This window comes from Gardnerella sp. KA00127 (assembly GCF_049244125.1).
GTDB classification, from domain to species: domain Bacteria; phylum Actinomycetota; class Actinomycetes; order Actinomycetales; family Bifidobacteriaceae; genus Bifidobacterium; species Bifidobacterium swidsinskii.
Genome location: NZ_CP058377.1, coordinates 901,675 through 922,659 on the forward strand (window position 1 = coordinate 901,675; position 20,985 = coordinate 922,659).

Sequence of the window (20,985 nt, forward strand, 5' to 3'; positions counted from 1 at the left end):
AATGAGCCTGGAAGATATTCAAAAGCCTTTACATGATGAAACGCTTTTTTTAATACTACTTTCTGCATCGCTTGTTGTTATCTTTATTGCTTTTGCGGTTTTATATTTTTCTTTTAAAAAGCCAAAAAAATTAACTGAAAGTAGCAATTCTACAGAAGCAGTTCACGTTCATAATGTAAACAAACAAGCTTGGCGTAAAGATATTGATGCGATTGTTGAGAAGTATCATAACAATGAACTTACTAAAGATCAGGCTTGTGCAAAATTGGCGTCTATTGCTAGATCTTATATTTCGAAGATGAGCGGTGAAGATATTCAAACTCACACTTTGGGAGAATTGGCTTCTTTACGTTTGAAATGGCGCAATAAAAAAGGTGCTGATATGTTACGCCAAACAATATCTGCTTTGTATCCTCCAGAATTTGCTGATCGCAAAGCAAACGAGCAAGCGCGAAATACTACTGTTGAGCAGGCTGCTGAATGGGTTTTAGTATTGCTTGAAGGCTGGCAAACGAAGGACAAACGTTGATGAGTAATAATGTTTGGGAATACATATGGCCATGGAGATGGCAATGGCCATTGCTTTTTGTTGCAGGCGTTGTTGTTTCTGCATCAATTTTTGCTGTCTTACTAATTTTAGATTCCATTCGTAGCAATATTTTAAAAAAGAAGTATAAGAGTCAAACTAGTAATATTACGCGAAAATTCTATACTTTTACTTTTGACAATGATCTACAAGGAACTACTACTAGTCATTCATGGTATATGTGGCGAATGTTTAGAAGGTTTGCTACGGCTGCATTGGTAGTATCTTTGTGCAGTGCGCTTGCTGTTGCTTCCAGGCCAGCACGAGTGTTTAATGCGAACGAGCAAGTTAGTTCTAGAGACATTGTTTTATGCTTAGACGTTTCAGGTTCTGCTCTACCATATGATCGCGAAGTGATTCAAGCGTATCTTAATTTTATTGAGCATTTTCAGGGTGAACGCATTGGATTGAGCATTTTTAACTCCACATCTAGGACAGTTTTTCCACTGACTGACGATTATCGACTAGCTAAAAAACAATTGCAGTATGCTGCAAATTTGCTTGGCGGAGTTCAATCGCAAAGTCGTATTAATCGTTTACAACAACGCCAATATCAGGAAATTTCTGACTGGCTTGAAGGAACTCAAAATCGCAAAAACGCAACATCGCTTATTGGAGACGGTTTAGTTAGTTGTGCAGCAATGCTTCCAGGTTTTATTTATGGTTCTGTTCATAATAACCATAAAATACAAAGCCGTTTTAATAGAAGTGCTTCCATTGTTCTTGCTACAGATAATGTTGTTTCTGGAAAACAAACTTACTCATTAAAGCAAGCTTTAGATTTAACAAAGCAAGCTAAAATTACTGTCGACGGATTATATTCTGGCGCAAAACAGAATGAGAATGATGACACTACGTTAGAAATGAAACAGCTTATTGAATCTCATGGTGGAATTTTCCTTTCTCAACGCAATTCTGATTCTGTTATTAATTTAGTAAAAGAAATTGAAAAAAGACATACAGCAATTCCTCAAGGCGCTGCTCAGTCTGCATTTAGTGACGATCCTGGTCTTTGGGTTTTGTTTACTGTGTTTAGCGTTGTGATTTGGCTAGCTATTGCAAAGAGGATGAAGCGATGACAACAACACTATTTTCTGCTACTACCCTACTGTTTGCACACGCTAAAACTGAAGCTTCTGACACTTCTCAAGCAGGTCAGTTGGTTTTTTCTCCGTCATATGGTTGGATTATTGCGATTATTGCAATATTGGTTTTGTTGGCAGCAATGTTTTTTGAAATTGTGCCTATACGTAGGAAACCTGGATCAAGTGATGAAACTTTTTGCATGAGATTAAGACGTATTGGCATATGTATAATGCTAATAATTTGCGTGCTATCTCCAAGTATTATGCGTTCAACTTTGCAAAGAGCAGTAAATGCAACAAATGTGATTATTGCTCTAGACATAACAGGTTCAATGAGAGCAAAAGACGCTGATTATGCAAAAAATAGTAAGATTGAGCGTATTGAAGCAGCAAGGAATATTATTCATCAAATAACAAAATCCTATGCTAACTCAAGTTTTGCTGCTATTTCTTTTGGTGCTTCTACGTCTGTTGATGTCCCATTAACGCCTGATGCTAGAGCAGTTGACAATTGGATAAATACTCTACGAACTGAGCCAACTAGCGTAGCTACTGGAACTAGTCTTGACGCTCCTATAGATCAAACTTTGCTTACTGCAAAAACTATACATGATGCTCATCCAGATGATACAACAGTTTTGTATATTTTAAGTGACGGTGAGGAAACTACTCAACGAAAACGCCGCACATTTTCATCGCTCAGAGCTTATATTACTAACGCATTTGTTATTGGAATAGGCTCATCTAAAGGAGCTAAAATACCTTTGGAAAAAACACAGCTGCAACTTGACGACTACAGCGAAGACAATACCTCTAATCAATGGGTTATTGATCCGGCTACAGGAAATCCTGGCATTTCAAAGCTCGATGAAAAGAACTTACGAAATATTGCCGATGAACTTAGCGGCAAGTATATGCACTCATCTTTAAACGTAACATTTGGAGACGAAGCAAAACCAATTCTCTCACACCAATGGAGAATGAACGAGACAGCAAAACCTCGTTTGAGACCTGAACCAATTATTTGGCCGTTTGCAATATTTGCGTCGATACTTTTAATTTGGGAATTAATGTCGTGGTTTATAACTTCAAGGAAATTAGTATGAAGCACATGTCTAGTCGCACAATTATTCGCATTGTTACATTTTTGTTCTTGATTATTGCGATATTCGTAGCGTATTTTGCTATCGTAAATTGGAGAGCACAATACGCGTATAATACTGCTACGGATAGCCTTATTTCTAACATAAAATCTGCTAAGAGTATCGATAGCGACAAGAATGTGCTTTTAACTCAGCAACAGCAAACTGATGCGCAATTTGATGATGCTAAATCTCAAGAAATGATACTGCTTCCTCAACTTCGAAATAGTATTGACAAAAATGCTGAATTATCACGAAAGTTAACAGAAAAATTAAAGCAGAATCAAAACAATACTAATAAGCAACAGAAACCGAAAAAGCATAACAATCATTTTAAAAACGATAATTCTAACAATTCTTCTAAAGATAAAAAGCAGTCAGATTCGTCTAACCCTCAATTGAGCAATGCTCAGCGCAATAAAGTTGAAAACTTGCTAAAACAGAACGATCATGTGGATTCTCAATCTTCACAGAATCAAGAAGACCAGCAAGGTTTAGAAAAGACAGAAAAACGTACTAAAACTGATGAAAGCAGCAATAAGCCTTGGTAATTAAATCTTCAACGATTATCTATAAGCGAAGCAATAAGTATTAATAACCTTTTAACCACATTGAATATTTTTTAGTGACTTTTCATTAATAAACGTGTGTAATAACGATTATGCACACATATTACGAATGGCAATGGCTTATACAACGCACTCAAGAGTGCGCTCGCTGCGTTATGGCAGAATCCGCAGCGACTGAATTAGAAGATTGGCAAGGGCTTGCAGCCGAACATTTTCGTCATAGTATGAAAAATATTTCTGCACAAGCGTATGCGTTATATAACATTCGCGGAGGAATATAGTATGTCTTGGAAAGTTAAGTCCTCTGTTGTAGGTGGAATGACGCTTAGCGTTGCTGATAGAGAAGCGTATATTAGTTTTTCCAGAAAACTCAATAATATTGCTAAAGAATTACTTACGCTAAAAAATTTATGGCTTAATGCAGCGATGGTTATTGCCGGTCAAAATTATGGTATACAAAAAGAATCAGGAGCATATATTCATGATTCTTCGCAATCATTTTTAACTGAAAGCATATGTCATGAATATGCTCATAAATGTTATTTAATGTCTCAAAATTTAGAAAATCTTGCTTTTCTTATTGCAAGAGCAAATAATTTGTATGAAGATGCAGAATTTCGTGCAAAAGACGAGTTAGACAATAAAATTTCTTTCTTGGCTCTTGCAAACCCTATTTTTGCTTTACATGTTTTATTGTCCGCAGGTTTCGCCGTTAATCAAGATAATAAAAATCATTCAGGTTTCCAAAATCTTGCTAGATGGTCCTACACAACTAAGAATATACAACAAGGAATTATTCGAGGTTTATCGCAGCACCTTATTTTAAATCCTATTACAAGTTTGCCAATATTTATTGCCGGAAATGCGAAAGGCCCCATAAATAAAAAAGAGCGTGAAACCTCACTAAACTTTTTATCCAATGCTCAAAAATATTTATCACAAGCTATTCCATTTATTTCTAGTGCTCTTAGCTTCGTAAGCGCGCCTATTAATGATCGAAAGCAAGGTAATAATTTACTTCTCACTAAAGTAAATGAGACGTGGAGAAAACCTGGATCTGTTCTTGCTAGACCTGGACGTAATCTGCTTGAAACTTTAGAAAATTTAACGGAACTTGGAAGCGAAAATTTGGGCGTTAGACCACCACTTGTTAATCCAGATGCTGCTACTATTGCAATTCAACGTTTTAAGCGCAGCGATGGCAGTTCGTCATGGTTAGTAATAATTCCAGGCACTGACGGTAAAGCACACTCTCCTTTTGGTTGGGCACAAAACACAGAAGTAATGAGTCATAGTTCTTTAGTTAGAAAACAAGCTGATAGCACTCGAATGGTTGTAGAAGCTATGAAACGTTCTGGAATTAAACCTAACGAGCCTGTTGCTTTAGTAGGACATTCTCAGGGAGGCATTGTTGCAGCAAGCATTGCAAGCGATTACTCTAAACAGTACAACATACAGCATGTTGTTACTGCTGGATCTCCTATTGCAAATCATCCAATTCCTAAGAAAACTTGGGTTACTAGTATTGAGATGGACGATGAGATTGTGCCTTCTTTAGATGGCAAAGAGAATCCTCGTAGAAATAATTGGGTGACTATTCATGGACATGCAATTCATGTTAAAGAATCTAAGCGTTCTTTACCTCCTGGAGTCACGCGTTTTTCTGGCAAACAATATTCGACTAAAAAATTCAATAATGACGGAATATTCGTTAATGACGTTCCAGAAGAAAGAACTTTAACTCATGATTTGCATTACCATACTGCAGCTTATGAAGATGCTCTTCAACTCGGATCTAAAAGTGTGCGCGAGCAAGATCGACATTTTCAGAATACTATTAATGGCAAATTGCAAAGTACTACATTGTGGCAAGGAGTAATGAAAAAATAAAATAATTAAATTCTTATTGAGCAAAATTAAGCTAATTCGCAGCATGATGTAACCTTAAAACTATGAAGCTTACCGATATTTCTCCTGCAATAGCTCTGACTCCTCTCGATGGACGTTATCATAATCAAACATCCACACTCGTTGAATATTTAAGCGAACCTGCGTTAAATCGCGAGCGCATGCGTGTAGAAGTTGAGTGGATGATTCTTCTCGCAAATGGTTATGAAGCTAATCAATTCCAGCCAATTGTTAAGGGTGTTAATCCTTTAACTGATGAAGAATGCTCATATTTACGTTCTATTCCTGAAAATTTTGATGCTGAAGGAATTGCTCGTCATGCTGCGCATGAGGCTATTACTCATCACGATGTTAAAGCTGTTGAATACTACATTGACGATGCGTTAGACGAAGCAGAAAATAAGCTTGGTCATGCTACTGAGCTTTCAAATTTAAAAACTTTAGTACATTTTTCATGCACAAGTGAAGATATTAATAATCTTTCTATTGCGCGTTGCGTAAAGCAAGCTGTTTTAAACGTTTATCGTCCGAATTTAGAAGCGATAGTTGATTATTTAGTTAAGAATGCTAACGAATATAGAGATTTATCTATGCTTTCGTTAACTCATGGCCAGCCTGCTACTCCAACTACTTTAGGTAAGGAATTGGCAGTGTTTGCATATCGTTTGCGTCGTCAACTTCGTCATCTTGATACTCAAGAGTATTTAGGAAAGTTGAATGGTGCTACAGGAACTTTTGGAGCTCATTTAGCTGCTTTCCCAGAAGTTGATTGGATTAGCGTATCTCAAGAGTTTGTTGAAAATAGAATGGGTCTCCAATGGAATCCATTAACAACTCAAATTGAAAGCCACGATTGGCAGGCTGAACTTTATAGCACTGTAAGTCACATAAACCATATTCTGCATAATCTTGCAGTTGACGTATGGATGTATATTTCCAGAGGTATTTTTGTGCAAGTTCCTGTAAAGGGAGCTACAGGATCTTCTACTATGCCTCATAAGGTTAACCCTATTCGTTTTGAGAACGCTGAAGCTAATCTTGAGATTTCTTGCTCACTGTTTGACACATTATGTGCAACTCTTACTGAAAGCCGCTGGCAGCGTGATCTTACAGACTCTACTACTCAAAGGAATGTTGGCTCAGCTTTCGGCTATGCTCTTCTTGCTTTGAATAATCTTTTAGGCGGTTTGAAGTCTATTCATCCTAATAAAGAATTTATGGCAAAAGAATTAGACGAAAATTGGGAAGTTCTTGGAGAGCCAATTCAAACAGCAATGCGTGCTGAAGAAATTGCTGGCGTACCTGGTATGGAACGACCATATGAGCAAGTAAAAGAATTAATGCGCGGTCACCATATTTCACAAAGTGACGTAGAAGAATTCATTAAATCTCGTAACTTTGATGCCAATACTGCAGCTCGTTTGCAAGCAATGACACCAGAATCTTACACTGGATTTGCTTCACAATTGGTGGACTTTATTGATTAAGTAGACGGTAAAGCCATGCAATCTAGCATAAATCCAAATCTTGTTATTGAAGATACTCAGCCTAGCTTAGTACGTAGTTGGGCTGATTTGTTGTATGCAATATCATCAGTTGTAATTGGCGTTTTTACTTTGTTGTCGTCAATGTGTTTATCAGCAACGGCTGATGCTATGAAGATTGATGCACGAAGTGCTACTCAAATTATAGGATTATCTTTTAATAATCTTTCATTTGTTCTGATACAGCAAGGTCTTACTCTTATTGTTGTTGCAGAAGTTATTGCACACATGGTTTCTGACAGGCGTTGGATTGATACCGCTATTTCTGTTATTACGCTGTTTATAAGTTATGGTTCAGTATGGCTGTTATCTATTGCGATATTTTCTACACACAATATAGCTTTGATTGAATCTTTACAAATGCGGTCTAATAACACTTGGGCTGATTTGCTTCCAGACATGTATGCTGTTCTGGTTGCTTTTCTTACAGTTAGTGGTCCTAGACGCGAATATAAGCATGTAATGTGGGGCTGGAATGCTTTATTCATTGTTACAGCAATACTTCTATTTTCATCTTGGGATTCCTACTCTGCTATTCTTGTATCATGTTGCTTAGGAAGAGCAATTGGTACGCTTATTCGTTTCGCAAAAGGCACACGCAGTAAGGGTGCTTGGGGTGACGATATTGTTCTTGCTTTAAAAAATATTGGCATAGATAATCTTACTCAATTAACTCGTAGAACTCAGCAAGCTGATCATACTGGAGTTCTTCGTTCAAGTCTTGATGACGATTTAATTGAAAATTCAAGATTGTATGATGCAACAGACATCCACGGCATACGTTATGTAATTTCAGTATTAGATAATCAAGTTCATTTACCAGGTTATTTAAATCAATTATGGCAGTGGGTGCGTTTAGTAGATATACCAACTCGTAGAGATCGTTCTGCTAGACATTCTGTTCATCACCACCTTTCTATGCTTCTTGTTTTACGAAATATGCATTTGCCAACAGCGAATGTTTATGGAGTAAGCGACAGTGATAAATCTTCAATAATGGTTTTTCACGCTTCTAACGCTCTACTGCCTTGCAATTTGAACACTTTAACTATTGATGATGCAGCAAAATTAATGCGTTATGTAGATGCTGCTAACACTCGCGGTATTACGCATAGACGCATCACTCCTGAAACTATTGCTAGGCTTGAAGACGGAACACCAGTTATTGCAGGTTGGCAAAACGGCGACGTTGCCAGCGATGATACAAATATTGCACTTGATAAAGTTCAGCTTTTAACGCTTATTGCATCTTGCACAGATATTGACACTGCTCTTAAAGCTGCTATTAACACATGGGGTGCAGAAAAGTTATCTGCACTATTGCCTTTTATGCAGAAAGCTGCTATTCCTGCTTCCACGAGATCTTTGCCATCTTGGAATAAAAAAGTTTTCCAAAATCTTTGCAATAAGTTAAGTCAAATAGTTGCTTTACACACAGATGAAGAAGATTATGATACTGTGCGTTTAGCGCGCTTCAATATACGTTTCTTTGTTAGCTTGGTTCTTTCGATTGTTGCTGTCGCTGTTATTACTACACAGTGGCATCCTCAGGAAGTATTTGCTGCCTTGCGTCACGCAGATAATGTAATGGTATTTATGTGCTTTGCTTGCAGCATGTTTGCTTGGATTGGATCTGCAATTACTCTCGGCTCATTCATGGATGATCAAAAACCTTCTGCACATGTTTTGTTTGCATCTCAAGCAGCTACTGGTTTCACAGCAGTTTCTATGCCTGCTGGTGTTGGTCCTGCATTTGTAAATATGCAATTATTAAAGAAAAGCGGGTACACTTCAGCTCAAGCTACAGCAATTACTAGTGCAGTATGGCTTATTCAAGCATTAATGACAACTTTAGTATTACTTTCTATAGGCGTTTTCACTGGTAAAAATGTGCTTTCTGGAATGATTCCTACTCATATGCTCATTACTTTCATTGGAATAATCACACTTATAGTTTGTGTTTTAATGGTTATTCCGTCCGCTCGTAAAGCAATTCGAAAGCATTATTTGCCAATATTATCTGATTACGGCCATCAAATTAAGGAACTTATTTCACATCCTATGCAACTTATTGCAGGCTCTTTTGGTGCTATTGTGCTTGTTTCATGCATTGGATTGGGTTATTGGATTTCTTTGCTTGCATTTGGATATTACGCAAATCCTTGGGAAACAATCTTACTATTCTTACTTGCTAACGCTGCTGGATCGGCAGTGCCTACGCCAGGCGGCTTGGGTGCTGTTGAAGCTTCTCTTACTTTCGCATTTACATCTGTAGGTGTTCCTCCAACAGTTGCTTTGTCTGCCACTCTTCTGTATAGGCTTATGTTCTACTGGTTGAGAATTCCGTTAGGCGCGTTTGCAATGAAGTGGCTCAGCAATAATGAGCTTATATAAGTGAGATTTACAAACATTTGTGTATTTTTATTAGCAAATATCGTATCTGTTTCAATGCAAGTACGTTTTAAATAAAAAATAGCAAAAAATAAATAAAAAATATTAAGAAAATTGCAAAAATGGCTACATTTGTAGGGAAAATGTACTAATATCTAGTATGAACGTGACCTTTGAAGAGAAGGTCCCCTGACACAAAGGATGCTGCATGGCATACAACAAGTCTGATCTCGTTTCTAAGATCGCACAGAAGTCCAACCTGACCAAGGCACAGGCCGAAGCCGCCGTCAACGCATTCCAGGATGTGTTCGTTGAGGCTTTACAGTCCGGTGAAGGTTTGAAGCTTACTGGTCTGTTCTCCGCAGAACGCGTAAAGCGTGCTGAGCGCACTGGCCGCAACCCGCGTACCGGTGAAACCATCAAGATTCCAGCTTCTTACGGTGTACGTATTTCCGCTGGCTCCTTGTTGAAGAAGGCTGTTACTGCCTGAAATTAAGCGTTTTTCGTATTTATTACATTAAACAAATACTATTTGCGCAAAAACAAAGATGGGCACTCCAAAGCTGGGGTGCCCATCTTTTATAGATTTCCTCGTTCCATTTTTCGCAAACGCGGCTCTGCGCTATCTTTTGCTCCCGTAATGCGGTAAACGTCAAAAACGCCTTCAATTTTACGGATAGCAGCAAGTAGAGTTGCTAAGTGCTGAGGATCTGCCATTTCAAAGGTAAATTGACTTGTTGCAACACGGTCATCGCCTGTAGCAATAGTTCCGGAAAGAATATTTACTCCATGATCTGAAAGAACGCGAGTAACATCCGAAAGAAGATGTTGTCGATCCAATGCTTCAACTTGGACCTTAACCAAGAACAAGCCTTTATCGCTAGTCCATTGAACAGGAATAACGCGCTCTGATTGAGTTTTTTGCAAATCGAGCATGTTCTGGCAGTCAGTCCTATGCACAGACACACCTTGGTTTCGTGTTATAAAACCAATAATCATATCTCCTGGAACTGGCATGCAACATTTTGCAAGCTTGACCCAAACGTCTCCAACACCCTTAACTGATACTCCCAAAGCACCGTTAGACTTATGGCTGCGCTCAACATGGCGTAAAGGCAATGCTTCTTGTTCTACTTCTTCTGCAACTTCATCAGCGCCCGCATCTTTTACTAAACGCGAAATAACATTCTGTGTAGAAACTTGACCTTCGCCAATAGCCGCATATAAAGACTCAACATTAGTAGGCAAATTCAATTCATCAGCAACGCCAATTAATGCCTGCTGCGTCATCAAAGTAGTTAAAGGCAAGTTACGTTTACGCATAGCGCGAGTTAGCTCATCCTTGCCCTCTTCAATCGCCTCAGAGCGGCGTTCCTTGCTAAACCATTGACGTATTTTATTTCGAGCACGAGGAGATTTTACAAAACTCAGCCAATCGCGAGATGGTCCAGCTGTATCCGACTTTGAAGTAAGCACCTCTACAGTGTCACCGTTTGAAAGTTTCGTATCAAGAGGAACCAAGCGTCCATTTACACGCGCACCCATCATGCGGTGACCAACTTCAGTATGCACAGAATATGCAAAATCAACAGGAGTTGCATCCTGCGGAAGCGCAACAATACTCCCCTTTGGAGTAAAAACATAAACTTCAGAAGCACCAAGATCTTGTTTTAATGAACCTAAGAATTCATCTGAATCTGGAGTCTCACTAGTCCAATCAGCAAGCTGTTGAATCCACTTAAGATTATCTGCTTCGCTAAGCTCTTTTTTGTCATCAATATTATTTTCGCGTTTTAAATCATCATTATCAGGCTTACTTAAAGCGCGACCAGCCTGACCATTAGCTTTGTACTTCCAATGAGCTGCGATGCCGAATTCAGCACGCCTATGCATATCCCATGTGCGTATTTGAATCTCTACTGGCTTTCCACCAGGGCCTACAACTGTAGTATGCAAGCTTTGATACATATTCAACTTTGGAGTTGCAATGTAATCCTTAAAACGTCCTGGAACAGGGCTCCATCGAGCATGCACTGCACCTAATGCTGCATAACAGTCACGAATAGAATCGACTATTATTCTCACACCAACTAAATCGTAAATATTAGCAAAATCATGACCTCGAACGATCATCTTTTGGTAAATAGAGAAATAATCTTTTGGTCGACCTTTTACCGATGCTTTAACATGTTGTTCTGCAAGATCTGCATTAATTTCTTCAAGAATTTGTCGTAAATAAACTTCACGCTGACCTGCTCTACGAGCAACTAAAACAACAATTTCATTATAAATTTTTGGATACAATACTTTAAAACTCAGCTCTTCAAGTTCAGTTTTAATTGCATTCATGCCTAAACGGTTAGCAAGAGGCGCATATACGTCAAGAGTTTCTCTTGCTTTTTTATGTGAACTTGATGGCTTAACATACCTCCAAGTACGAGCATTATGCAAACGATCCGCAAGCTTTACTACAAGCACTCGCACATCGCGGCTCATTGCAACAACCATCTTACGAATAGTTTCTGCTTGAGCACTTTCGCCATATTCCATGTTGGATATTTTTGTAACACCATCTACAAGACCTGCTACAGTATCGCCAAATTCAGCTCGACATTCTTCTAGCGTGTAATCTGTATCTTCTACAGTGTCGTGTAATAATCCTGAAGCAACAACAATTGGTCCCATTCCAAGATCTGCAAGAATTTGAGCTACAGCAAGAGGATGAATAATGTATGGCTCACCAGATTTGCGTCTTTGACCTGTATGCTGCTTTACAGCACGATCATAAGCTCTATGAAGAATGCTCATATCCTCATTAGGATGATGCCATTTGCACATGCTCAATATTGGCAATAATGGATTTTGAGAATCTTCGCTGATTTCACATCCGAGCCTATTGGATCCTTTTACATCCTCTTGAAGTTCACCCATTTGGCACCTCCTGGTACTTTTTACAATCCTACCTGCAATTCGCTCAATACACTACCAAAACAAAAAATACATACAATAAATCCGACTCAGTTTTAAAAACCGGTCGGATATTTATAAAAAGATTATTGTACGCCAGTGGAGCCAAAACCTTTATCAGAGCGATCAGATTCAGGTAATTTAGATGCGGGAATAAATTGTGCTTCTACATAACGTTGTATAACCATTTGAGCGATACGATCACCTTTATGGAATTGCACTGTGTTCTCAGGATCTAAATTAATAAGAGGAACCTTAATTTCACCACGATACCCGGCATCAACTGTTCCAGGTGCATTTAGCACAGTCACACCCTGTTTTGCTGCTAAACCAGAACGAGGATGCACTAAAGCAACGTAACCTGCAGGTAAAGCTATAGCAACTCCAGTAGGAACAAGCGCTCTCTGGAAAGGACGCAAAGTAAAATCTTGGGTAGTTCTTAAATCGGCACCTGCATCACCTGCATGCGCGTAGTAAAGCGGCTGTAATGTAGATGTTTCATCATCGAGATACTTAATTAATACCTCAACCTGTTCGGGGCCAGTATAGGTCTCGTCATATGCCATTTAAGCTGCGCACTCCTTGCAAACAGGCTGACCATCAGCATTAGTTTCAGCTAACTGGCTGCGATGCTTAACTAAGAAGCATTCAGAACAAATAAATTCATCGCCTTGCATAGGGATAACAGTTACGGATGCATCTTCGTTACTTAAATCAGCACCTGGCAACTCGTAGTCTTCAGCAATAGCATTTTCATCATCGTCAATATCGCTGTTTGAATTTTGAGAACCTTTACTCAAAGCTTCCAATGACTCTTCGTCCTCATCTTTGCTACGAGGAGAATCATAATCCTGTGCCATTATGGTCCTTTCGTTTTTAAAGCTACTTACGCGCATAGCATACACGAATGCTACCCCGTATATTACACATTTTTTATTTTAAATAAAATGGTAAAGAATGCAGTGTATGGACTAAAGTATATAAATAGTATTGTTAAAAGCGAAGAAAGTGGTGCATAATGCTTGAAAATCCGCCAAAAGAGGCGAGTTTCGACCATATTGACGCAGACGGTAATTTGATTTTCATTTGTGAAAACACGCCGTTACGTATTCAAGTGGACGACACGCTGGAACGCGCCATCGCTGGTTCACATAAAATTACGAGTAAAAACAGCGATGAACATAACTCAGCAGATGCTGGCACAAATTCTATGCAATCTAATGCAACATTGCCTATTTCGCAAATTCAGGCATTGATTCGCGCAGGAGTTGCACCTTCACATGTGGCGCAAAGATACAACGTTAGTGAAGCACAAGTTAGGCGTTTTTCTGCAGGCGTTGAAACCGAAAAGCAGTATGCAATTGAGCAGTTCCTTCTAGTACCTGCTCCTAAACAAAGCAATATGCGCACTATTGCAGATTTAATTGAAAGAACATTAGCTAAAGCACATATTGGCATGGAAACAGTGCAATGGAAAGCAACGCGCAGAGGATTAGAGCCATGGCGAATTACTGCTACTTTCAAAACTGCTACTCGCACTATTAAAGCTGAGTGGACATGGAACATGCATGACAACTCTGTTACATGCGCGAACCCTTCGTCTAGATTATTGCTTGGTGAAGATGTTAATGCAGCGGATACTTCTAAACAATCTCCATATGGTGGAGCTTATAGAGACACTGTAAGCATTAATTTCCCATTCAACACTGAAGAGCTTCCAGGAAATTCTATTCGTTCTGCCAGAATCGAACGAGCTGTTTCTCAATGGGAACTTAGAAACAGTGACAAACTTGCAGATGCACAAGCCCAATCTTCCTTCGAAAATCAGGACAATAATTCTGACATACAGCAAGTATTAGAAAAAGGCTATTCTAAGCGTTCTACTGAAACAAATACGCAATTTATTAAAGAAGATAATCCTCAGCAGACTTCGCTAATACAACCAGATGCTGAATTTATTAATAGAAACGAAACGAATAGCAAAATCGTCAATGCGTCTAATGAAGCACAAAAATCATTGGCTGCGAAAGTTCAAAATGCTGAAAAAGCAGATATTGTTAGTACGAATTTGCAAAAAAATGCTGCTGAAAGTAATCAAAATTCTGCTAAAAATAATCAAGAAATTAATACTAATGGCCAAGAAAAATCATCTTCTGAGCACAATAAACGTAAAGCTGGAAGAGCAGCAGTACCAAGCTGGGATGAAATATTATTTGGCGAAAGCTAAATAAGAAGTTTAAAAATAAATTTTTCGCTTATTAACAATATGTGTGACACTCTTAGTAAAATTTGAGTGTCACACATTTTATTTGCTAAGTTACGATTTATAAAATATTTTCAATAATAGAAGCAAAAATCGCTTACACTAAATCTATGAGGCACGGAATATCCATTTCCATATGAGTCATCGATCCATGAACGCTAGGTAAACTCATAGCTTTATCAGATTGAATGCGAGAATCAACAATTGTGTAAGCTCCACAAGCTTGCACAATAACATCGCCAATAACATCCTCTGCCCTGTTGTTTACTAAACCAAAAATACCATCGTCAATGGCTTGTTTTTTACTGCGTACAATTGCATTAGTTCCAAAATATTCACGCCAACGGTAAATAATATCTTCAGGATTTGCGTCACTGTTAGCATACAACATTACAGAACGAGGTTCACCGCCAACCATCGATACGCCTTTTATCAGCTCATCATGTTTAGCAATATCAATTCGCTTATTGGGATCGGATTTAATCATCCCATGATCTGCAGTAATAACAATTAATGTTCCAGGAGCACAATTTGCTCGCAAAAGACGCAACTGCTCGTCAATTTGCTCAAAAACAGAAACCCACTGCTGAGAATCCCAACCATAATTATGACCGGTTTTATCAGCGTCACGTAAATACATATAAGTTAAACCTGGAGTTTTACTGTTATTAGCAGCCTTAAGAATGCGAGCTCTAGGAGTTCCAGCAGTAATATAATTTGCTCCACGAAAAGCAGCTTTGGTAAGAGGAGTATTTTCAAACTTTGGTAATCCCACGCTATCTGCACGGACTCCATTAGAAACTAAACTTTCAAATATAGTCGGCTCTTGCTGCAAAACTAGCGGATCAGGCGCATCATTAAATTGAATAAGCTGCGCAAGTTTACCAGTTTGAGAATTCTTTTGCGTGTAACCGGTCATGCAAGTAAGACCAGGACATGTGCCTGTTCCAAAAGTAGCCATTGCAGCAACAGTTGTGCTTGGAACGCACGTGCTAATTGGTCGTTGATTTATTGATTCGTTAAGCAAGGATCGTAAATAAGGAGCGTGACCTTTGCGCATAAGAATATTCCAGTATCCTAAACCATCTATTAACACTACAATTGCAGAATTAGATTTAGGGAAACCAAGACTTTCTCGCAAAGCGTGTGGATCGTTATGAATAGCTGTTTTAACAGGAGCATCTATTGCATCACTTAAAGCTGGAAGAACCGAAGATATATGTAACGCTCCACCAAGATTTTTTTCATTAAAATCGTAAGAAAAATTTTCATTAACTGCGGAATTAGAAAAATCACCGTACTTAACATTACCAACAAATTGCAAAAGATCATTTTCAGACGGTATTTCAGCACTCATACTTACTATTGAACCACTTATATTGCATTGAACAAAACGCGAATAACAAATATTTATATAAATAACTAGTCAAATTGCTGAAAAATTCAGCAAAAACATGCTGTTTGTGCATATAAATTGGTAAGATTGATAGCCGTAATGTCATTCAAGGAGTTCTAAATATGCCCTCACGCCATCACTCAACACAGCAAGCTTTCGACCCAAGAAAAGTTAAAGAGCATATTGTTGAAACACCATTAAACGAAGAAATGAGCAAATCCTTCTTGGAATATGCTTATTCAGTTATTTATGCTCGAGCTTTACCGGACGCACGAGACGGAATGAAACCAGTGCAGCGACGCATTGTGTATCAAATGGGCAATATGAATTTGAGTCCTGATCATGCTTATATGAAATCAGCGCGTGTTGTTGGTGAAGTAATGGGTAAACTTCATCCTCACGGTGATTCTGCAATCTATGAGGCAATGGTTCGTCTAGCTCAACCATTTTCCCTACGCTTGCCACTTGTTGACGGACACGGTAATTTTGGCTCTCTTGACGACGGTCCAGCAGCTTCTCGATACACCGAAGCGCGTTTAGCTCCTGCATCACTAGGTATGAACGCGGATATCAACGAAGACACAGTTGATTTTGTACCAAATTACGACAATAAACTAAAAGAACCTACTGTGCTTCCTGCAGCTATTCCAAATCTTTTAGTAAATGGCGCTTCTGGAATTGCTGTAGGCATGGCAACAAATATGGCAACGCATAATCTAGGCGAAGTAGTTGCTGCAGCAAAATATGTTATGAAACATCCTGATGCAACCCTAGATGATCTTATGAAACTAGTTCCAGGACCTGACTGGCCTAGCGGAGGAATTATCATTGGTCGAAGTGGCATTCGCGAAGCTTACGCAACAGGTCGCGGAGCATTCACTACAAGATCTACAACACATATCGAAAATATTACTGCTCGCAAAAAAGCTATTATTGTTACAGAACTTCCGTTTATGGTTGGCCCAGAGCGCGTTTTGGAAAGAATTTCTCAAGGAGTTAAATCAAGAAAATTAGACGGTATTTCAGGTGCTATTGATTTAACAGATCGACATAACGGAACTCGTATTGTTATTGAGATTAAGACAGGTTTTGATCCTAACGCTGTGCTTGCTCAACTTTTTAAGCACACTCCTTTGCAAGAGAGCTTTACTATTAACAATGTTGCACTTGTTGACGGTAGACCTCACACAATGGGCTTGCGAGAGCTATTAGACGTTTGGATTTCTCACCGCAGAACCGTGGTACGCAGACGCAGCGAATTTAGGCGCAAAAAAGCTCAAGAACGCTTACATTTGGTTGATGGCTTGCTTCTTGCACTTCTTGATATTGATGAAGTAATTCAGGTCATTCGTTCATCTGAAGATGCAGATAGTGCAAAAACTAAGTTAATTAAAGTATTCGATCTTGATGAAATTCAAGCACAGTATATTCTTGACTTACGTCTTCGCAGACTTACTAAAATGAGCCGAATAGAGCTCGAAGCTGAACGCGACGATTTGCTCAAAAAAATTGAAGAGCTAAATCAAATATTAAGTTCTGAAGCTAAACTCGACAACGTCGTAATAGCAGATATGGATTCTGCAGTTAAACAATGGGATACTCCACGCAGAACAATTTTGCTTGACGAAAATGAAGATGGTAGTTTTACTCCAGTAGCCTCCAGCATAAATAAAAACAGTGAGGATATTGCGATTAAAGCTGTGCAATCAGCAAATAAAATTACTTCAACTCAAGCAGATTTGGCTGCAGCAGCTAATGCAGCTCGTAAAACTGGAGAAGCTGACGCATCTTCTGTTGCAATGCAATTAAGTGACGAACCTTGCGCAGTAGCATTAAGCACTTCAGGGTTAATTGCCAGAACAAGCATTGCAGTGTTAGAACATTGGAATTCGCACAACAACAACGTATTTAACACTCCTTGTAAAACAATGTTTGCAACAACAACGCGTTCAACTTGTGCTCTTGTTACTTCATCTGGTCGACTAGTTCTAGCTCATGTTGCAGATTTGCCACAACTTAACTATGAAGAAGGAAAACCTGCGCTGCTCAACCACGGAGTAAAAGCACAAGAACTGCTAACTTTCACGCAAAGCACGGATCCAGTAAGAGGAGAACGCGTAGTTTCAGCAATAGCATTTGATGCCTCACAAAACGCTACTCCACTTGCAATTGGAACACGAAACGGTGTAGTTAAAAGATGGAATTTTGAAGCTCCAACTACCATGGATTCATGGAGCATAATTGACTTAAAAGACGACGACACCGTTATTGCCGCAGCTCCAGCAAAAGACAACGACAGACTCGTGTTCATTAGTAGTGATTCTTCATTACTTACCTTTGACGCTAAACAAGTTAGACCTCAAGGGCGCACAGCAGGCGGAATGGCAGGCATTCGTTTAGCAGAAGGTGCTAAAGTTGCAACCTTCGCAGTAGTGCCAGAAAAATCAATAGAGTGGCATTACGAAGAAGGTGAAAATGGTTTATTCTCCGCTTCTGGAACAGTTGTATTCACCGTTGCTGGAGACAGTGAAGCTCTTCCTGGAACCGAAAACGGTTCTGCAAAGATTACTCCATTTGACATGTACCCAACAAAAGGTCGCGCAACTGGTGGCGTGCGCTCGCAAAGATTCCTTAAAGGTCAAGATACGTTGATACACGCGTACGTTGGATACTATCCATTGCAAGCCGTTACAGAAGGCGGAAGCAATGTTGAGTTACCTAAGCCAGATATGCGTAGGGATGCTTCTGGAACTGAACTCGTTTCCCCAATTGCGCACATTGGGTAGTAATGTTTTTGCTTGCTAGTTTTACACTTTTTAAAGCTAGTTTTTGCGAGCATGCTTGGAATATCTGCGAAGTGATTTTCTAGCTTCTACAAGTGCAAAAATTCCTGCAGTCACAGATGCAAACAAATAATTTATTACCATAGCTACTGAAGAGCCAGTTTTAGGAAGATGCTTAACAACGCGCTTAGCTTCCGGTTGCTCGGGTTGCGAAAGAGCTGGAGCTGACTCAGGTTCTGTCTCAGACTCAGAGGGTGTCAGAATCGGACCTGGAGCGACAGGGGCCGACGACTCAGGAAGTGGAACAGGAGTTGGAGTTAGCTCCGGTTCCGGCGCAGGAGCTGGTGGAATTAGAGGCGTTGGCTTCTTATTAACAGTTACTGTTGCAACTGCTGTTGCAGTAGCACCGCCATTGTCCGTTACGCTAAACGTGATAGTGTAAACACCTGGAACATTGTTATTAAAACCACCGTCACTAATACGCTTAACCTTAGTTGCTATAGAATTATCCTCAATATCACTAACAGACACAACAAGACTATTCAAATCGAGTGAATCACCCTCAGTAATAGTCTTATTCTGAACTGTAATAACTGGTAAGTAATTCTTAAAAATAGAGTAAACTTTCAAATTTTTGTTTACACTAGTGCTGGCAAGGAACACTGCACCAGTACCGTCTTGATCTTCATTCCACCCTTCAAAAGTGTACCCAATCTTCGTAGGATCTTTAGGCATAGACTGACTATCAACACTCTTATCGTTTATGCTCTTGCCTTCCTTAACTTGCACAGAAGCATAATGAGAATTAGCGCCATTTACAAAAGTAACTGTGTAAATCGTAGCTTTAGGAACAATGTTGTATGTAAAACGCGATCTACCAATCATCCTAGGCACACGCTGAACAAAGTCATAAAAAATGCACTGACCTTCAAGTGTGCCAGTTTTTACAGCTACATATTTGCCATCAGCATTTTTCTTAAAATATGGTGAGAGGTCAATCGTTACAGGATTTCCATTCTCCTCAAAACCCTCCATAACACTGATTGTATGACCAGCGCTTTCTTGCGTAATTTTGATAGGATTTTTGTATTCCTCTCCCACTTCAATAGTGAAAGGTCCAGGATTTTGATTGTCAAACGGTGAATCATTTTCCCCTGAGCGAAACTTATATTGTCCTAAATTACCTTTTACGACAATTTCAGAAATTTTATTACCTTGGAAAGCAACACTACCAACTCCAGCAAGATAATACGGATTAGTATCTGTATCGTGCTCTTTTCCCTTATCATCAAGCACGCCTTCAAACACAACTTTTTCAATTTCATTAGCAACAAAGGCTGCATCGCTTACTGAAACCACATTTTTTGGAATAACAACGGTTCCTTTAATTTTATTCCAACCAAAAGCTCCATATTCTATTATTCTAAGAGATTGCGGAAGAGTGACACCCTCAATATAAGTCTCGCCGTCAACGTGTTTATGCTTATTCCCGACTTTGTCAGCCTGACCGGTAAAAGCACATTCATGAATTACCTCAATACCCTCAGGAATCACAACATGATGATTTTTCTTAAGTTTCTCCTTGCCTTTGGCACTAAGTCCGTCCACATACTCATTTACCGTTTGACCGGTCTCCGGATAATAAACATTTTTCCTACCTCCAATAGTTTTACCATCGTCAGAAATGTTAAAGTCGTCCTTCGTCCAAGTTAAAGATGCATCATCTGTAGTACCCGAATCAGTTGATGCTGCTTTAGATTCTGCAGATGCGTGTACGCTTCTATCTTCACGATTATTTGTTTGAAGATTAGTATTGCTTACATCTATAAGAGTTTGTGTAAGTCTAGCATTTTCAGAATTTTCAGCATCAGTTACAGATTCAGAAGCTTTAGAAGATTTAGTAGATTTTGTGGTTTCGGCAGTTTTTGCAGTTTCGCTAGACTTGGAAGGTACAGTATTTCCAGAAGGTTTTGCGGAAGTGCTATCTAAAGCAGCCCCCCCATTGGGCGTATTAGAAGCTGCGTTATAAGAAGTTACGGAAGAAGAACCTTCTGTAGAGGAAGTTTCTGTATTAGAAGCTGTGGTAAAAGAATTATTTGTAGAAGAATTTACAGTCGTATTAACACCAGAAGAAGCTGAAGTTTCGGCAGCATTCGCACTTTGCCCCATGCAGAAAGCACAAGCAGCAGTAGCAATACCCATCATAGTGGCAGTCAACATAAGACCAGTTCTCTTATTCATTTACCCTCTTAAAAAATAGATAACGAGATAATGTAAAAACGTATACACATTGTACGCTTTATAGTCGAAATACAAATGCAAGCATGGTATATCACACAATCGTTTAATTT

Annotated in this window: 16 protein-coding genes; 11 read left to right on the plus strand and 5 right to left on the minus strand. The window is 39.1% G+C overall.

The window, feature by feature from the left end:
• The first annotated feature begins 1 nt into the window (after position 1).
• From HXT48_RS03555 to HXT48_RS03595, 9 genes are all read left to right on the plus strand, one after another.
• The gene (locus tag HXT48_RS03555; RefSeq protein ID WP_012914132.1) at positions 2 to 529 is read left to right on the plus strand and encodes a hypothetical protein; all 528 of its coding nucleotides are present in this window, start codon (positions 2 to 4) and stop codon (positions 527 to 529) included.
• Positions 529 to 1,665, plus strand: a complete 1,137-nt coding sequence (locus HXT48_RS03560; RefSeq protein ID WP_012914131.1) for a vWA domain-containing protein — start codon at positions 529 to 531, stop codon at positions 1,663 to 1,665. Before HXT48_RS03555 ends, HXT48_RS03560 begins: the two co-directional genes overlap by 1 nt.
• Positions 1,662 to 2,777 (plus strand): vWA domain-containing protein, encoded by a 1,116-nt coding sequence (locus tag HXT48_RS03565; protein ID WP_012914130.1) that lies wholly within the window; start codon positions 1,662 to 1,664, stop codon positions 2,775 to 2,777. Before HXT48_RS03560 ends, HXT48_RS03565 begins: the two co-directional genes overlap by 4 nt.
• A complete protein-coding gene (locus HXT48_RS03570; protein ID WP_012914129.1) occupies positions 2,774 to 3,364 on the plus strand; it encodes a DUF6466 family protein in 591 nt (196 codons plus the stop codon). The genes HXT48_RS03565 and HXT48_RS03570 overlap by 4 nt, the downstream gene beginning before the upstream one ends.
• Positions 3,365 to 3,474: 110 nt before the next feature.
• Complete coding sequence (locus tag HXT48_RS03575; RefSeq protein WP_041160494.1) at positions 3,475 to 3,663, plus strand: hypothetical protein; 189 nt, start codon at positions 3,475 to 3,477, stop codon at positions 3,661 to 3,663.
• 1 nt (position 3,664) lies between these two features.
• Positions 3,665 to 5,272, plus strand: a complete 1,608-nt coding sequence (locus HXT48_RS03580; RefSeq protein ID WP_012914128.1) for an alpha/beta hydrolase — start codon at positions 3,665 to 3,667, stop codon at positions 5,270 to 5,272.
• A gap of 62 nt (positions 5,273 to 5,334) precedes the next feature.
• The gene (purB, locus tag HXT48_RS03585) at positions 5,335 to 6,777 is read left to right on the plus strand and encodes an adenylosuccinate lyase (protein WP_012914127.1); all 1,443 of its coding nucleotides are present in this window, start codon (positions 5,335 to 5,337) and stop codon (positions 6,775 to 6,777) included.
• 15 nt (positions 6,778 to 6,792) lie between these two features.
• Positions 6,793 to 9,228 carry a lysylphosphatidylglycerol synthase transmembrane domain-containing protein gene (locus HXT48_RS03590; RefSeq protein ID WP_012914126.1) on the plus strand — a complete coding sequence of 812 codons (2,436 nt, stop codon included), beginning with the start codon at positions 6,793 to 6,795 and terminating at the stop codon, positions 9,226 to 9,228.
• Between the two features lie 205 nt (positions 9,229 to 9,433).
• Positions 9,434 to 9,715: an HU family DNA-binding protein gene (locus tag HXT48_RS03595; protein WP_004119480.1), complete on the plus strand. Its 282-nt coding sequence runs from the start codon at positions 9,434 to 9,436 to the stop codon at positions 9,713 to 9,715.
• An 89-nt stretch (positions 9,716 to 9,804) separates the two neighbouring features.
• Here HXT48_RS03595 and HXT48_RS03600 read toward each other — a convergent pair whose 3' ends face one another.
• The 3 genes from HXT48_RS03600 to HXT48_RS03610 all read right to left on the minus strand — a co-directional run bounded on the left by HXT48_RS03600 (position 9,805) and on the right by HXT48_RS03610 (position 13,052).
• Positions 9,805 to 12,156: a RelA/SpoT family protein gene (locus HXT48_RS03600; RefSeq protein WP_012914125.1), complete on the minus strand. Its 2,352-nt coding sequence runs from the start codon at positions 12,154 to 12,156 to the stop codon at positions 9,805 to 9,807.
• Between the two features lie 122 nt (positions 12,157 to 12,278).
• A complete protein-coding gene (dut, locus tag HXT48_RS03605) occupies positions 12,279 to 12,758 on the minus strand; it encodes a dUTP diphosphatase (RefSeq protein ID WP_012914124.1) in 480 nt (159 codons plus the stop codon).
• Positions 12,759 to 13,052 (minus strand): DUF4193 domain-containing protein, encoded by a 294-nt coding sequence (locus HXT48_RS03610; RefSeq protein ID WP_004111484.1) that lies wholly within the window; start codon positions 13,050 to 13,052, stop codon positions 12,759 to 12,761.
• 158 nt (positions 13,053 to 13,210) lie between these two features.
• Between HXT48_RS03610 and sepH the strand changes: the two genes are divergently transcribed.
• Positions 13,211 to 14,419, plus strand: coding sequence for a septation protein SepH (gene sepH, locus HXT48_RS03615; protein ID WP_012914123.1), 1,209 nt, complete (start codon positions 13,211 to 13,213; stop codon positions 14,417 to 14,419).
• A gap of 133 nt (positions 14,420 to 14,552) precedes the next feature.
• On the opposite strand, the gene HXT48_RS03620 is transcribed toward sepH, so the two are convergent.
• A complete protein-coding gene (locus HXT48_RS03620; protein ID WP_004111479.1) occupies positions 14,553 to 15,812 on the minus strand; it encodes an alkaline phosphatase family protein in 1,260 nt (419 codons plus the stop codon).
• A 161-nt stretch (positions 15,813 to 15,973) separates the two neighbouring features.
• On the opposite strand from HXT48_RS03620, the gene HXT48_RS03625 reads away from it, so the two are divergent.
• Positions 15,974 to 18,637: a DNA gyrase/topoisomerase IV subunit A gene (locus HXT48_RS03625; RefSeq protein ID WP_421792958.1), complete on the plus strand. Its 2,664-nt coding sequence runs from the start codon at positions 15,974 to 15,976 to the stop codon at positions 18,635 to 18,637.
• A 36-nt stretch (positions 18,638 to 18,673) separates the two neighbouring features.
• Here the strand turns inward: HXT48_RS03625 and HXT48_RS03630 are convergent, their stop codons facing one another.
• Positions 18,674 to 20,875 carry an InlB B-repeat-containing protein gene (locus HXT48_RS03630; protein WP_421792960.1) on the minus strand — a complete coding sequence of 734 codons (2,202 nt, stop codon included), beginning with the start codon at positions 20,873 to 20,875 and terminating at the stop codon, positions 18,674 to 18,676.
• Positions 20,876 to 20,985: the final 110 nt, after the last annotated feature.